At 48.0% G+C, this 16,838-nt stretch carries 9 protein-coding genes; 3 read left to right on the top strand and 6 right to left on the bottom strand.

Annotated features, from left to right (window positions below; all coding sequences use genetic code 11):
• The first annotated feature begins 45 nt into the window (after positions 1 to 45).
• From ACYVD4_RS23955 to ACYVD4_RS23945, 3 genes are all read left to right on the top strand, one after another.
• Positions 46 to 1,806 (top strand): FAD-dependent oxidoreductase, encoded by a 1,761-nt coding sequence (locus tag ACYVD4_RS23955; protein WP_460950040.1) that lies wholly within the window; start codon positions 46 to 48, stop codon positions 1,804 to 1,806.
• A 55-nt stretch (positions 1,807 to 1,861) separates the two neighbouring features.
• A complete protein-coding gene (locus ACYVD4_RS23950; protein WP_460950039.1) occupies positions 1,862 to 3,856 on the top strand; it encodes an FAD-dependent oxidoreductase in 1,995 nt (664 codons plus the stop codon).
• Positions 3,857 to 4,336: 480 nt separating this feature from the next.
• A complete protein-coding gene (locus ACYVD4_RS23945; protein ID WP_460950037.1) occupies positions 4,337 to 6,445 on the top strand; it encodes a beta strand repeat-containing protein in 2,109 nt (702 codons plus the stop codon).
• A gap of 72 nt (positions 6,446 to 6,517) precedes the next feature.
• Here the strand turns inward: ACYVD4_RS23945 and ACYVD4_RS23940 are convergent, their stop codons facing one another.
• The 6 genes from ACYVD4_RS23940 to ppsA all read right to left on the bottom strand — a co-directional run bounded on the left by ACYVD4_RS23940 (position 6,518) and on the right by ppsA (position 16,828).
• A complete protein-coding gene (locus ACYVD4_RS23940) occupies positions 6,518 to 8,647 on the bottom strand; it encodes a S9 family peptidase (protein WP_460950086.1) in 2,130 nt (709 codons plus the stop codon).
• Between the two features lie 240 nt (positions 8,648 to 8,887).
• Complete coding sequence (locus ACYVD4_RS23935) at positions 8,888 to 11,239, bottom strand: NHL repeat-containing protein (RefSeq protein WP_460950035.1); 2,352 nt, start codon at positions 11,237 to 11,239, stop codon at positions 8,888 to 8,890.
• 135 nt (positions 11,240 to 11,374) lie between these two features.
• Positions 11,375 to 11,704, bottom strand: coding sequence for a 2Fe-2S iron-sulfur cluster-binding protein (locus ACYVD4_RS23930; protein ID WP_460950034.1), 330 nt, complete (start codon positions 11,702 to 11,704; stop codon positions 11,375 to 11,377).
• A 106-nt stretch (positions 11,705 to 11,810) separates the two neighbouring features.
• A complete protein-coding gene (locus ACYVD4_RS23925; RefSeq protein ID WP_460950032.1) occupies positions 11,811 to 12,815 on the bottom strand; it encodes an NAD(P)/FAD-dependent oxidoreductase in 1,005 nt (334 codons plus the stop codon).
• 208 nt (positions 12,816 to 13,023) lie between these two features.
• The gene (locus ACYVD4_RS23920) at positions 13,024 to 14,163 is read right to left on the bottom strand and encodes an amidohydrolase (protein WP_460950030.1); all 1,140 of its coding nucleotides are present in this window, start codon (positions 14,161 to 14,163) and stop codon (positions 13,024 to 13,026) included.
• A 46-nt stretch (positions 14,164 to 14,209) separates the two neighbouring features.
• Positions 14,210 to 16,828: a phosphoenolpyruvate synthase gene (ppsA, locus tag ACYVD4_RS23915; RefSeq protein WP_460950028.1), complete on the bottom strand. Its 2,619-nt coding sequence runs from the start codon at positions 16,826 to 16,828 to the stop codon at positions 14,210 to 14,212.
• Between the last annotated feature and the right edge of the window lie 10 nt (positions 16,829 to 16,838).

The following is a 16,838-nucleotide window of genomic DNA, read 5'->3' as shown; positions in this document are numbered from 1 at the left end:
TCATAAAAATCTGCGTTCTATCAATCTATATTCTCCTTAATCCTTATGCCTACAACCCGCCGTCATTTTTTGAAAGTTTCGGGCCTGAGTGGTCTGGCTATTACGACTGGTCTTTCTGAATTACACGCCAGTATGCCAATCACTCTGGCCGACAATGAATATGATTTGATTATTGTTGGTGGTACGCCCGGTGGCATAATGGCCGCCGTGTCAGCGTCGCGAATGGGTAAAAAATCGTTGCTTCTGGAACGTACTGCCCACATCGGCGGCTTACCCGCCAATGGTCTCGGAGCTACGGATATTGCTACCCGTGGCGCTACGGGCGGTCTGTTCATCGAGTTTGTAAACCGTATCAAAGCGCACTACGTAGCGAAATACGGAGCCGATTCGCAACAGGCGAAAGATTGTTCGGATGGATATCATTTCGAGCCATCAGTAGCAGCCCAAATCTTCAATGATTTCCTAAAAGAAAGCCCGAACGTTACCGTCATGACGATGCGGCAGTTTGATTTTGAAGCTGAAAACCTGACCATTCAAAATAACCGGATTCAGGGTATAAGGGTACTCAACCGGACTACGAAACAGCCAGAAACGTATCAGGGCCGTTTCTTCATCGACGCTACGTATGAAGGTGACCTGATTGCGGCTGCGGGGGTTCCGTTTTTTCTGGGTCGGGAAGGAAAATCGGAATACGGCGAAGTCGGTGCGGGTCGGGTTTACAAATATTGGGCGGGGCCAGAAGGGCCGGGTTCGACATTCGCGGGCGACAATGCCGTGCAATCGTACAACTACCGCCTTTGCGTAACCAGCGATCCGAAGATTCGGGTTAAAATTCAGAAACCAGCTAATTATAATCGGGAAGAATACGTATCATTGATCAACGACGTCAAGACCGGTCATTACACCGGCGTGGCGATGTCGAAGTTAACCGATGCGCAGAAGGCCGAATTCGAACGTAACACCAAAGCTGGTGTCCGTCCTGATGTTCCCGGTATGCCCAAAGGCATTGCGTGGCTGACCAACATGGTGAAGCTGCCCAACGGCAAGAATGACGGCAACAACCAGCACCACGCCTTTATTTCGACCGATTTACCCGAAGAGAACTGGCCATATCCAACCTCAAGCTGGGAATGGCGCGACCGCTTCGCACAACGGCTTCGGGAGTATACCGAAGGCTTGTTTTACTTCGCCCAAAACGACTCCGAACTGCCCGATTGGTTCCGCAAAGAATGTTCAGAATGGGGCTGGGCCAAAGACGAATATACCGACAACGGCCATTTTCCTCGTCAGCTATACGTTCGCGAAGGTCGCCGGATGAAGGGAAAATACATTTTCAAAGCGCAGGACGCTCAGCCCGTAAAACCCGGCGGACGCCCACCGCTTCACGCCGACAGCATCACCGCCAGCCACTACGCGCTCGATTCGCACGCCGTTCGGAAGCGGGAGCCGGGACGTATTCATTTGGATGGATTCATCAGCTATCCGTCGGCTGTTTACACCGTACCGTTTCGCGTGCTCGTCCCCGATTCACCCCTCGAAAACCTACTGGCTCCGGTTCCGGCCTCAGCTACGCACATCGGTTTCTCGACGCTACGTATGGAACCTTGCTGGATGGCTCTCGGACAGGCCGCCGGAGCAGCAGCCGCCCTTTGTGTTCAGCAAAAGCAATCGGTACATACTTTATCGGTCCCTGACTTGCAGAAATCGTTGCTCCAGCAAAAGGCCATTTTGGTTCATACCAAGGGCATGAGCACAAGCGACCCCAATTTTGAAGCGAATCAGTTAGCCGCCTTACAAGCGAAATAAGGTAAACCCCACGACGAAACAAAAACAGTATTATTAACAAGATCACATCTAACTCATGCGATACGTATCAATCATCTGTCTTACTTTTCTTTTAACCTATTCAGCCATTGCCCAGCAGCAGGTCGATATCTGCGTTTATGGCGGCACGTCGGGGGGCGTTATAGCGGCATACACAGCCCGAAAAGCTGGTAAAACCGTTTTGCTGATCGAGCCCGGCAAACATCTGGGCGGTATGACATCGGGCGGTCTTGGCCTGACCGACATTGGCAACAAATACGCCATTACTGGCATCGCCCGCGATTATTACCGACGTATCGGCAAGCACTACGGCAAGTTCGAGCAATGGATTTTCGAACCACACGTAGCGGAAAATTTATTCAACGAATACGTCAAACGCGGTCAGGTGAACGTAGTGTATTCGCACCGGTTGGCAAGCGTGAAGAAAAACGGCGGCCAAATTCAGGAAATCGTTCTCGAAAATTCCGACAATCCATCGGCGAAACGTAGCGTTCGGGCAAAGATGTTTATCGATGCTACGTATGAAGGTGATTTGATGGCGAAAGCGGGCGTATCGTATACGGTTGGGCGCGAAGACAACTCGAAATACAACGAAACGTACAGTGGCGTTCAGCTCATGCACGGACACCAGCTTCCTGATGGTATCGATCCGTACAAAACGCCCGGCAATCCTGAATCGGGACTGGTTTGGGGCGTCAGTCCAGCCAAACTCGAACCCAACGGAACGGGCGATAAAAAAGTGCAGGCCTATAATTATCGCATCTGCCTCTCGTCTGACCCGGCCAATCAGGTGCCCATTACGCGCCCGGCGGGTTACGATTCGACGAAGTTTGAACTGCTGGCTCGGTTAATTGCGGCCCAGCCTAATAAAAAAACACTAAGCGATTATTTCATCTGGAGCGGCATGCCCAACAAAAAAACCGACATCAACAACCGGAACGGTTTCTCGACCGATATGATTGGGATGAATCACGACTATGCCGACGGTAGTTACGAAAAACGGGCGCAAATTATCCGCGAACATGAGCTGTATACCAAAAGTCTGCTCTATTTCTTCGGCCACGATTCGCGGGTACCGGAAGAGCTTCGGCAGTCGATGCTGAAGTGGGGTTATCCAAAGGACGAATACACCGATAACGGCAACTGGTCGCCCCAACTTTACGTTCGCGAGGCCCGTCGGTTGGTGGGTAGTTACGTTATGACGCAGGCTAATTGTCAAGCTAAAGAAGTAGTGACCGATGGCGTTGGTATGGCCGCTTATCAAATGGATTCGCATAATATTCAGCGCATTGTCATCGAAAAAGATGGTAAGAAAATAGCCAAAAACGAAGGTAACGTGGAGATTGGCGGTTTGGGGCCCTACCCTATTGCCTATCGTGCACTAATTCCGAAGGAGAGTGAATGTCAGAATCTGCTGGTTCCGGTTTGTATGTCGGCCTCACACATCGCCTACGGTTCGATTCGGATGGAGCCCGTATTTATGGTGCTGGGCCAATCGACGGCGCTGGCGGCTGCCATGGCTATCGATGGAAAAACCAGCGTTCAGAAAATTGACGTTGTAAAACTCCAGCAGAAGCTCAGAACCGACCCATTGGGGGATGGTAGTACGGCCGAAATTCTGATCGATAACGACAACAAAGCCAACGTAGCAACTACAGGTTCATGGCGGCTGGAAACTAAAAGCAAAGGTGGTTATGGCCCGTCGTATCTCGTCAATGAAGAATCGGCTGGTGGTTCGGTGAAGTTTACGCCTGAGATTGTCAAAGCGGGTAAATATCAAATTTACAGCTACTTGCCACGTCTGGCTAAAAGTGCCACCGAACTAGGCATTACCGTTTCGAACGGAAAGACCAGCAAAACCATCCCGATCAAACCAGCCGACATGGTAGTGGTAGGCCAAACCTCCGGCGAATGGGTTTCATTGGGTGAATATGAATTATCAAAAGGAAAAACCGCATCGGTCGAAATCGTTGCCAAACAACCCGACGGCCCTGTTGTAGCGGATGCGGTTTTGTTTGTTCCTGCGTTTTAAGAAACCGAATTAACTAAATGTAAAAAGCTCCTCGTTTCTGAAGACGAGGAGCTTTTTACATTTAGTTAATTCGGTTTCTCTTTCTGACTATAACCATGTAATGTCTCAAATCCAGAAGTTATAGACGAAAAAAGCCTGACTTAGTATGAAGTCAGGCGGTGATGTTTAGGTTAAGAAAACGTGTAATCCTTATGATACAAGTCTCCGTCAGTGCTATATTATTAACACAAATCTAATCATTTTTTAAAACATCGTTACGACTTACTATAGAAGTGAACAGATGTGTATGAACAATATAGTGACCTAATAAATACCCTCCACACTGCGATCGTTTTTCAAGCAAATAGGCAGGTAGTCTTTAATATCCTGTTTATCAAATCGCTACCGATATCTAACCTGCATTTACCGTTTGCTCAAAAATTTACTATCAGTATAGCCTCCGAATCTAACTTCATGCCCACACAACTAAGGAAACAGGCCATGAAAAATTTTTATAGTTCACTCATTATCGGGACATTGGCATTGAATGTCGTTTACGGACAGGATAACTATGTCGCCACTGCCCCAGCGGCAGCTAACCCTGGCAACTCAAATGTAATTGTTGGCATTGGAGCCGGTAGTGGTGCCAATGCCAGCACGTGGTTTAGTGTATTTGTCGGACGTAATGCTGGCCAGAATACAAGATCCGATGGGAATACATTTGTTGGTTATACATCAGGGTCAAATAACACTTTGGGCCGTTACAATACAGGGCTAGGGTATGGAGCTGGTAGCCAACTTACAACCGGGATTTCCAATATTGCCATCGGTGGCTTCTCTGGTGCTGGAACTACTGCAGCTAACAATACCGTTACGGGTTACTTTGCCGGTTATGATCTGACATCAGGACACAGTAATTCACTATATGGTCATCAGGCCGGTAATAACTTAACAACTGGCCGAATAAATGTTGCCATAGGCGCCAGAGCTTTATATATGGCTACCACACAGTTATATAACGTAATGATTGGCGACAGTGCGGGCTACTCAAATGCAGCTTCTGGCAACACCTTTATCGGCAGTAAATCTGGATACACAAATACGTCCGGAAGCTCAAACGTATTTGTCGGACAACGGGCTGGTTATGATAATACGACTGGTGGCGAGAACTCTTTTTTGGGTTATAACGCCGGAACAAATAATACAACTGGCTTCGGAAACTCTGTTTTTGGCGCTTATGCCGGTTTAAATAATACGACGGGTCTCAATAATACTTTTTTAGGAGGATATTCAGGCTATAGCAATTCCACAGGTGGCTCCAATGTGTATATTGGATATAACACGGCTTATAATAACACATCGGGATCAGAAAATTCGTTTATTGGCCGTTCGGCGGGTTATACCAACACGACTGGAGGTGGTAATGCTTTTTTTGGTTATAATACTGGCTATTATAATACTACGGGAGCCAACAATACCTTTTCTGGCTATCGGGCAGGCTACAGAAATACAATCGGTGGTAATAATGTGTTTATGGGCTATCAGGCTGGCTATAACAACACTACCGCAGCCGCTAACGTATTTATTGGTAATCAGGCCGGTTATAACAACACCACAGGCGGAAGCAACCTGTTTATAGGTCAACAGGCAGGAACTAACAGCAATGGCTCCTATAACCTGTTTATGGGGAACGGCGCTGGTAATGGCAATACAACTGGAAACGGGAATGTGGCCATCGGTGATGGAGCTTTCTACAACAGTACCACCGGCACCGAAAATACAGCCATCGGTCGCTACGCGGGATACAACAATACAGGAGGCTCTCAGAATACCTTTATTGGCGTGGCTGCTACCAATCCCCCCGGCAGTGGTAACCTCACCAATTCAACGGCCATTGGATTCAATGCCTCCGTCACCGTTTCCAATGCCATGATTCTGGGCAACAACAGCGTTAATGTCGGTATTGGCAATACCGCTCCCAACAATAAACTGGAGATTACCAAGGGGGTTGCCAATCAATCGGGGTTGCGCTTTACCAATCTAAATAACTCCTCGCCAGCCACTATGCTCAACCAATATAAATTCCTGAGTGTCAATGAGCAGGGTGACGTAGTGATGGCCAGTACCAACGGAGCGGCTCGTGAAGGCGTAGGCGAAACCCTGTGGCAGCGCAAAGGTTCGTTTCTGCAAAGTACCCAGAATGACGCCGTAATCATCGGCAACAACGTAGCGCGCACTCCGTCGGGTTACAAATTGTTTGTAGAAGAAGGAATTCTGACCGAAAAAGTGAAAGTGGCCGTGAAGAACACCTCCGACTGGAGTGATTACGTCTTTGGCGATACGTATCAGTTGAAAGACTTATCGGAAGTAGAACGCTACGTAAAAGCCAATAAGCATTTGCCCGGCGTGCCTTCGGCCAAAGAGATGGTTGCTAAAGGCAATGATCTACACAAGACCGATGCTACGTTGCTGGCTAAAATCGAGGAGTTGACGCTCTATAGCATTCAGCTTGAGAAAACGAATCAGCAGCTTCAACAAAACGACAAAAAACTACAGTCCGAAGTTGATGAGCTTAAGCAGTTGGTAAAGCAATTGCTGGAGAAGAAATAATAGATTTCTGACCAACGTAAAGGGCGCAACGTATTGATACGTTGCGCCCTTTACGTTGGCTTACTGACCGAACTATTGCCGGGGCGACATGAGTTTACGCCTGAAAAAATCGCCGGTTGCTTTGCCGAGTTTCAGCGAGTTCGTGTGCTTCATCCAGTGGTGCGTATCATCAACAATAACCATCGTTTCTATCGGAACACCTTGCTTTTCCAACCGCTGAACAAGATCAGTGCTTTGACTGAACTGAACATTGCGGTCATCGTCGCCATGAATCACGAGAACGGGCGATGTCCAGTTTTTGATCGACGAAATGGGCGACGATTCATATACTACGTTCACTGCTTTCGCTAAATCTGGTATTTTTTCGGCCCGCTCCGATTGGCTCAAACTCATTCCCGACCGTTGAGCGCTCCAGTCATGAACGCCGTGAATATCGACGCCAGCCGCAAATAATTTGGAGTCTCGGGCCAGTGCAAGCGCCGTCAGATAACCGCCATACGAACCACCGTAAATACCGATTTTAGCGGCATCGACCTGCGGTTGCCCGGACAGCCAAACCGCAGCCGCTCGTACATCCTGATATTCAGACGCGCCCGACGCTCCACCATTAGCGGGTTGATGAAACTCATACCCATAGCCAATACCTAACCGATAATTGACCGACAACACCGTAAAACCAAGGCTTGCCAAATACTGATTCGTAGCATAAGCGTTGGCGTAATAGTCAGAATAATGCCAACCCAATAGCATCTGCCGGGGTGGACCACCATGTATATAAATCAGGGCTGGTTTTTTGGACGAGTTGCCCGCAGGTTCAAAAAGTTGTCCGTGAACGGTTTTTCCATCGGGTGATTTAAAGGTCACCTGTTTGGGCGTAACCAGTTGACTCTGCGGAAAATTGGCTGGAATCAGATTCTGACCAATCACTTTCGGCATACCTTTCCCAAATGACATAACGGCCGGAAGCGGTGGCCGTTGCGACGTAGCACTGATCATAGCCAGCGTAGCACCGTCGCCCGTTACAATAGGCATCCATTCCAGCCCCGCACCCGGTGTTACAACTTCCATAGCCGCTTTGTCGACAGGTACACGTACTACGTGTCGGCGGTCGATGTCGAATTTATCAGGGCCTGTATTACCACTGAAAACGAGCCAGTTTCGATCGGAACTTAACGTAATGTGTTCGGCCATAAAATTACCCGGCGTGAGCAAAATGGGAGTTCCACCCGTTGCAGGAATCGAATATAGATGCGGCCAGCCATCTTGATACGAGAGAAAGACGATACGTTCATGCGCGGCCCAATGCAGGTTTGTTCCACCATGCGTAGTTGGTAACGAACCAGCCAGAGTTTTTGGAGTCTGCCAGAGTTGCGACGCTGTCCCCGACGCTACGTCGACCGCCCAGATGGCCCACGGACGATGCTTCCGAGCTAACAAGGAATCTAGAGCACCACCCGCACCCGGCATACGGACAAATGTAATCTTCGTTCCGTCGGGCGACCAGCGGGGCGAATCATCTTTCGAGAATGAAGGAGTTAGCCACGTAACAGGCGTCTTTTCATCGGTAAATACGCCAATGAATGCGTGATCTTTCCGGTCGCAGACAAACGCCAGCTTCGACCCATCGGGCGACCAGTTGATGGAACTGTTTGTTCCCCGCGCATGAAATAGAATTTTCGCTGCTGCGGAACCATCTACTGGTGAAATCCAGACCTGTCCGGCTTTAACAAATGCAATACGGTCACCTTTGGGCGAGATGACAGGTGCATCGCCTTCGGCTATAGCTTTCGGTTCACCACCGCCAAACGGTACGCTCCAGATTTGTACTTTCGGCGGAACTGGCGTTCCCATTGTGTTCACCGGCAGTTCATCGTCCCAGTTGGAGCCGTGGTCGCCCCCGCGCACATAAACAACCCATTTGCCATCGGCTGAAACCGACAGGCTTGTAATTTCCTGACCATCGTCGTCAGTATAATCGGTCAGTTTTCGGGGCGCAAAATCGGGGCCTTCTGCTACGTATACATTCCGTTTTCCCTGTTCATTCAGTGCCCAGGCAATACGCGAACCCTGCGCCGAAGCTGTTAGCTCGTTCGGAAATGGATAGCTTTTAATGGCTTCGAAGGCTAAATTTTGTGCTTGGGCAAAAAAGCTTTGCAGCACAAACAAACTGGCAAGAAGAAGATACGTAGTGAGTTTTTTCATGTAGTGTAAAGTAAGCTGATAATACGTAGCATACTTCATGAAATAAGCGGATTATTTTATAATCTACCAGATTAACAGAATAAAATTCTAATTATTGGTATCATAGTTATAGTAACGGCAATCAAACTTAATAAAGCCTATGATAACTAAAATACCCGTAGCAAGTCCACATCGGCCTTCAACTACGGGTATTCGGAATACTAAACGATAAAAGCTCAGGAACAATAACCAAGCTATTCTCTATTGACTAAAAAGCAGATTATTAGCCATTTTAAGTTTACCATTCACACTAATAAATCCACCAGCCGAAATGGTCTGTGGTACGTTCAGAATACATTCGCCGTTCGTTGCTGGCGCTATAATAATTCGTTTTCCACTCGGTAAAAATTGGGGCGGCATAGTGCTATTCAGCCAGTTTGATGATACGTTCCAGTTGCCGTTTCCGGTGAATGTATAGGTATTTATAGTCCCGTATGTAACTTTTCGAATTCGACAATTCGATCTTTCAGCGATCAGCAGGTTACCATCCGCATCAATAGCTACTGATATAGGAGAACCTAGCTTCGCAGATGTAGCAGGTCCACCATCACCCTGATAGCCTGAATAGCCAGTGCCGGCAACGGTTGTGATAATACCATTCGGGCTTATTTTTCGGACAAGGTTATCGTCCATTTGCGCATACACTACGTTACTTCCACCAACAATGTAAACGTTACCCTGATTGTCGACGGCACAACTATAAGGCGATATTTGGGCCGACGTAGCAGGTCCGCCATCGCCATACGTTCCAATTCCATCTTCACCAGTACCCGCTATCGTTGTAATGATGCCCGTTGCCTGATTGACTTTCCTTAAACGGTATTCACAGGCTATATAAATGTTACCACTAGCATCAACAGCAACTCCTGTGGGGTACTTTATTCGGGCGGCTGTGGCAGGACCTCCATCGCCAGTAAAGCCAGATGTGCCATTACCGGCTACGGTATTGATAATACCATCGGGCGTTATTTTACGAACCCGATGATTGGCTGCATCAGCAATGTATACCGAACCTGCTGCGTCAACAGCTACCGACAATGGGGTATTAATGCGTGCGCTGATGGCTGGCCCACCATCACCAGCATAACCGCCCGAAAACGGAAACGTATCTGTACCAGCTATTGTCCTTATAATTCCATCCGTATCTATTTTTCTAATCCTATGATTGTCGACCAAATAGATAGCATTTGAATTGTCGACGGCCAAAGCTCTTGGATTAGCGAACTGCGCTTGTGTGGCCGGGCCATTGTCACCGCCGAAGCTTCCATTAGAATTTGCATTAGACGGTTTTATACCGGCAATAGTTGTGATTATGCCCGATGGACTAACTTTTCGAACCGTATAATTGCGCCAATCGGCAATTAAAATATTGTTGTTTCTGTCTACGGCTACGCCAGTTGGTTCGAAAAGCTGGGCTACTGATGCGGCATAACCATCGCCCCCATAGAATCGTGTACCATTGCCGACCACCGTTCTGATGATATTGTCAGGTGTGATTCGGCGGATATAATTGTCGAATCCACTAGCTACATAGCCTCCATCAGCGATAAGGATATTGTTATTTGCATCAACGAATAAATCACTTATAGATGAAAAGTAGGCATTTAACGCAGGAACACCGTCACCTCCGTAACTATTACCACCCATACCTGCAATTTTCGTAAGCGTTCCGTTTGCGTTTATTCGTATAATTTTTCCAAAGTCCCCAAATAAAAGGTTTCCAGAACGATCAAATGCTAACGAATTAGGTGAAAAAGGGCTCGCTTCATTGCTGACATTATAACTGGCAACTGTTGTGACAATACCAGTAGATTTGGCTACTTTTCTGATTCGATGGTTACCATTATCGGCAATGTAGACATTCCCGTCGTTGTCAACCGCTACAGCCTCTGGTTGGGCAAATTGGGCAGATGTAGCAGGCCCATCATCGCCACTGTATCCGCCATAAAACCCTCCTCCGGGTACACCAGCAATTGTTGTAATGACCTGAGTAGCTGCATCAATTTTACGAATCCGGTGAGAAAACTTATCGCACAAATACATGTTCCCGCCGTTATCCATCTTAAAATCAAATACGCCTATCAGGGCAGACGTAGCAAGCCCACCATCACCACTGTATCCGCTGGTATTACAATTTCCGGCAACGGTTGTAATGATACCGTTTACCGCAATCTTTCGAACGCAATTGCTTTGAGCAACGTAAATATTTCCCGATGGATCTGTAATTACTTTTTTGGGACTTTCGAGGTGAGCGTTCAGGGCGGGGCCTCCGTCGCCTGTATAGCCCGGCGCCTGCGTGTAGTTTCCTATCGAAAAACCTAGCCCTGCAATGGTGGTAATAACACCAGTTGGCGTCACTTTACGAATTCGATCATGCTTACCATCCGCAATAAGAATATTGCCGGCCGCATCCACCGTGCAACCTGTGGCGTTAATACTCACATTTAAGGCCGGGTTACCATCGAGATTGCCAATGCCAACAATTGTAGAGATATTTTGCGCGTAACTCAGAGAAACAAGTAACAACAGAATGGTAGTGGTAATACTCTTCATCGCGTATGGGTAGTATAAGATTATCAAAACAGGGCAGACATGGCCTAACAATGCTTGAACGCTACCACATATATACCATTCAAAACCTGATTGTAACAGTTAATTCATGCTTTTTTAATGCAGAAAACTTTCCAATCAACTAAGTACACTTGATTCTGATTTGATACGGAATACGGCCCCTTCCAACGTATCATCAACCCGAATCTGGCAAGCCAGCCGACTGTCGGATTCAGCATCGGGCAACGTATCAAGCATATCCAGTTCAATATCCTGCGCCGATGGAAGCGCATCGAATCCGTTACGAACCTGTACATGGCACGTAGCACAAAGGGCCATGCCGCCACAGGTTGCCAGAATATCATAGTCTGAGGCTTTCAGCACTTCCATTAGGCTCAGGTTGATACCTTCCGGAATTTCTATCGGTTGCTGCGTACCGTCGCGGTCTTCAATCGTGAAATGAATCATAGTTTTATAAGAGATCGGCCCCGACAGGCTCCGGCTGTCGGAGTCGCGCTAGCGGCTAGTCATGTAGCTACAAACGACAGCCGGAGCCTGTCGGGGCCTTACTAATTTAGAATGTGGGGATGCCGTTAACGGTGGTGTATTTGAAGCTTAGTTTCTGATCGGGGAATACGTAGCGGAAGGCACTTTGACACATCAGGGCGGCTTCGTGAAAACCGCAGAGAATCAGCTTTAACTTGCCCGGATACGTATTGATATCGCCGATGGCGTAAATACGCGCTACGTTCGTAGAATAATCGAACGTATTAACAGCAATGGCCGCTTTGTCGATGGTGAGTCCCCAGTCGGCAATGGGTCCAAGTTTGGGCGTCAGGCCGAAAAGTGGAATCAGATTATCGGCCTCTAAAGTGCTTACGGTTTTGTCTTTTGCCGTAATACTCACCGTCTGCAAATGGCCGTTTCCGTGAATACTGGTGATGTTCGACTGCAAAACCAGATTGATACGTCCCTGACTGGCTAAGTGAAACACTTTTTCGGCCGAGTCGGGCGCTCCCCGGAACGTATCACTACGGTGTACGAGTGTGACTTCTTTCGCTACATCGGCCAGAAAAAGTGTCCAGTCGAGGGCCGAATCGCCACCACCCGCCAGCACCACCCGACGGTTGCGCAACTGTTCGGGGTTTTTCACCATATACGCTACGCCTTTTCCTTCGAACCGTTCGAGATTTTCGATTTCCGGTTTACGCGGTTCAAAACAACCCAATCCACCAGCAATCACCACCACCTGGCAATGCACCGACGTACCGTCATTAGTGGTTACTACGTAAGAACCATCTGACTGACGGTCAAGCTGTTCGACGCGTTCGCCGAGCGTAAAACCCGGATTGAATGGCGCGATTTGCGTCATCAGATTATCGACCAGCGTCTGCGCATTTACAGCCGGATAGCCGGGAATATCATAAATCGGTTTCTGCGGATAGATTTCAGAAAGCTGCCCGCCAACCTGCGGAAGTGCATCGATCAGGTGACAGCGCATTTTCAATAAACCCGCTTCAAAAACGGCAAACAGACCCACCGGGCCCGCGCCAATAATGCAAATATCTGTTGTTACCATCGGCTAATAGGTAATGAAACATGTAGAATGAATAATGTGAAATGGCAGGTACAAAACCTGTATGCATTAGTCAGTCTATAGTCTTCATTTCTGTGTTTGATATGCCGTAAAGGTAGAAGCAGAGTAAGCGTCGTTGGCTATCAAAAATCGGAATGAGGGATAAGCAAACGGAATGGTAATTATGATAAAGATGGCTGATTACTACGTATCACAAATGGCAAATCGCGAGCAGTTCAAGGAAGAATTGGGCGGCTGGTTCAATCAACGTATCGTCGAAATCGTAATCGTCATTGTGTAAAGCCGGGGTGTTTTCGCCAGCTCCGATACCGAACATGGCACCGGGGAATTTCTGAGTAAAAAGACCGAAGTCTTCGCCAAATTTAAATGGTGCCTGTGTTTCTATATAATCGTAGCCAAGTTTGGACGTAGCCTGTTGAATTTGAGCTACCGCTTCTGGGTGGTTTTCGTTGGCATAAAATACTTCCGTAAAAGCCGTTTCAGTTTCAATATTGCTTTGTTGACAAATATCTGATAACAAAGCCATTAGATCGTTTACCAATGCATCCATACGCTGAGCCGTCCAGGTACGTAGTGTTAAGTGAACTTCGCCGTAGCCCGCCGACGTACCGTAATCTTTCTGCCCTAATACCGAATGCACCGGCGTAATCAGGACAAACTTTTCTGACTTGGTATCCGGTAGTTCAAACTGTTGGCTACGTAGCAGAAATTCAGCCATCGCATAAGCTGGATTAATGCCGTTTTCGGGTTCGGCAGCATGTGATGTTTTACCCCGGAACGTAACGATCAGACTTTGTACAGAGGCTGTAAACGACCCCGCTTTACATATAATAGCCCCTTTCGGAAAGCCGGGCAGGTTGTGTAGCGCAAAAGCTTGGTTGGGACGTAGCGTTGCGAAAACAGGATCATTCAGTACGGCTTGTGCTCCTTGTCCGGTTTCTTCAGCGGGTTGAAAAAGCAGATAAACACGTCCTTTCAAGTCTGATTTCTGTGCCAGCAGCGACGCCAGACGTACCAGAATAGTAGTATGTCCGTCGTGCCCGCATTTATGCGAAACACCGGGATTTGCCGATTTGTAAGCAAACGTATTGGTTTCCAGAATTGGCAACGCATCCATATCCGCACGTAGCAACGTAACGGGGCCTGCTACGTCATCGCCGTATTGCAGCAACAATCCCGTTTCTGCTATGTCGTCAATACGTATCGGATTGAATTGGCGAACAACGTTTTTGATACGTTCTCTGGTCTGGAATTCCTGCCCCGACCGTTCCGGGAATCGGTGCAATTCCTGCCTGAATTGTATAAAATCGGTCATCGATTCGATTGCCATACGTAGCGTGCTTTTGGGATAAACTGGTCAAAATTTCGAACCGAATCTAATCTATTACTTCTATCCATCCGTCAGTCCCATTCACCCGAATTCGTTGCCCGTCTTTGATTAGTTTGGTCGCATTCTCTACGCCGACAACAGCGGGCAAGCCATATTCACGCGCAATAACGGCACCGTGCGTCATGAGTCCGCCGACTTCAGTGACCAGCCCTTTTATCGATACAAACAAGGGGGTCCAGCTAGGGTCGGTAAAGGCGGTGACCAATATGTCTCCTTCTTCAAGATTCGCTTCCTCCATGTTCAGAATAACCCGCGCCCGTCCTTCGATAATGCCCGATGAAACAGCCAGACCAACAATGGCTTCGGCTGGGATATTGTCGCGCTTGTAGGTACCCGTAATGATTTCACCATCGGAGGTAATCACACGCGGGGGCGTCAGTTTTTCATAGAACTTGTACGCATCTTTTCGTTGACGGATGAGATCGTAATCCAGTTGATGGGTACGCACTACGTCGCGAAGCTCATTGAACGTGAGGTAGTAAATAGCCTCTTTTTCAGGAATAACACCGTTTTTCACCAGCCGCTCGGCCTCTTTCAGTAACGCCTGTTTATACACGTAGTACCGACTGATTTTGTCGTATTTGGGATATTCACGATACCCGGCGAAGTTCCGAATTAACGCGATTTTCTGGGCGGTTTCCTTCGTTTTTTGTTCACCATCCGGTAATTGTTTCAATCGCACCAATAAGTCCTGTTCTTTCGCCAACGCTTCCTGTCGGCCCTGCTCAAATTTGCGTTTGCTGGCCCCCGGCTCCGCGTTCCGAACATTACTCAGAATCAGGGGAATAAGCGTAGTCGGTTTTTCAGCCCAGCGCGTTCTCGTAATATCGATCTCGCCAACGCAGCGCATACCGTATTTAGTCAGGAAATCGTCGATTGCCTTTCGAGCTTCCGGCCCACCGTCGACTTTTACCAGATCATCTAAAAAGGTATCGCTTTGTATGTGTTGCAGGTACGTAATCACCTCCGGGAAAGGACGTATCACATCGGCAACATCCAGTAACGCCAGCCCCATTTCTGAGGTGATATTGTCGGGCACCGATTGAGCAAGTGTATCTGCCGCGTTTTTTTCGCCCAGCCATTCCATCATTTTTTCGTTGATCCACGCCGAAGCATCAATTGCTATCATTATCAATTGAAGACTCTTCGGATCAAACAAAATCTTCTTTAACTGCTGAATATCGTCCAGAATAAAATCGAGCAATTCCGTTCCTGATTTCGACCGGATTGCCTGTTTTGTCGCTTCTAACGCCCGTTCACTTTTCTGAATCAAATCAGAAACGATTGTCGGCGGAAGGTCGGCCGGATTGGTTTTATCTGCCGTTGGCAGAACATGACTACCTTTACCGGACGCTGGATTTTCTGTATCTTCTGGAAACGATTTAAGAAAATCGCCCCGCTCCACGACGGTTGTGAGCGCATCTTTTATGAGTGGATCAGATTTGCCGAGCGTAGCCATCACCTGCTGTCGACTGGCAGCTGATTCCAGCATAGCGGTAACATCGACAAACAACCGGCCACCGGCGGTACGCATGGTTGGTGGCGCAATTAGCAGCCAAAACGCCAAACCCAACGGTTTCATAGGGTCGGTCATCATTTGCTGATGGCCAACCGATACATACACATGATTTTCGGAATCATTTGCTTCCGGAATCGGGAACAACGTAGTGATAGGGCGGCTCTGCACAATATAAATCCGTTCGTCAGCCACGCACCACTCAATGTCCTGAGGAGAACCAAAATGGGCTTCTATTTCCCGGCCCGTTTGCGAGAGCGCTAGAATTTGCGCATCGGTCAAGGCTGGCTGGTTCTGCTGCTCCGGCTCAATCTCCTGTTCGTTCGTACCACCAGTTTCTAGTGCATAAACAGCCAGTTTTTTAGCTGCTATTTTCCGGTCAATAATTGCCTCGTTGCGCACTTTATATACATCGGGATTTACCAGACCGGAAACCATAGCCTCGCCCAGCCCGAAACTGGCATCGATGGATACTACGTTCCGGTCAGACGTAACCGGATCGGCGGTAAATAGAATACCTGCGGCCTGCGGAAAAACCATCTTCTGCACCACCACCGCCAGATGAACGCTCCGATGATCGAAACCATTTTGCAGTCGATAAACGATTGCCCGCTCGGTAAACAGCGATGCCCAACACTTACGAATATGCGTTATGATTGCCTCTATCCCAATGACGTTTAGATACGTATCCTGCTGACCAGCAAAAGATGCTGTTGGTAAATCCTCGGCGGTTGCGCTGGAACGTACTGCATAAGCATCCTTTTCGCCAAGACTGACGATATGACGTATCACTTCTGCCCTGATATAGTCGGGAATGGCTGTAGCCTCAATAGCGTTGCGAATCCGAGCACTAAGCTCGGTGATTTTAGTTCGATCCTGCACCTGTAGCGTTGACAACGTATCGAGTAATTCATTGACCAATGCTACGTTTCCAACGACTCGTTTAAACGCTTCCGTAGAAATACAAAAGCCGTCTGGTACGTGGATACCATTAACTCGGGTAAGTTCGCCCAGATTCGCGCCTTTTCCGCCAACGAGTCCGAGTTTTGTTTTGCCGACTTCCTGAAAATCAAGTACGTATGTGCTCATGACGTTGGTT

The sequence above is a fragment of the Spirosoma daeguense genome, assembly GCF_054776875.1.
This window is presented reverse-complemented; position numbering and strand designations above follow the sequence as displayed.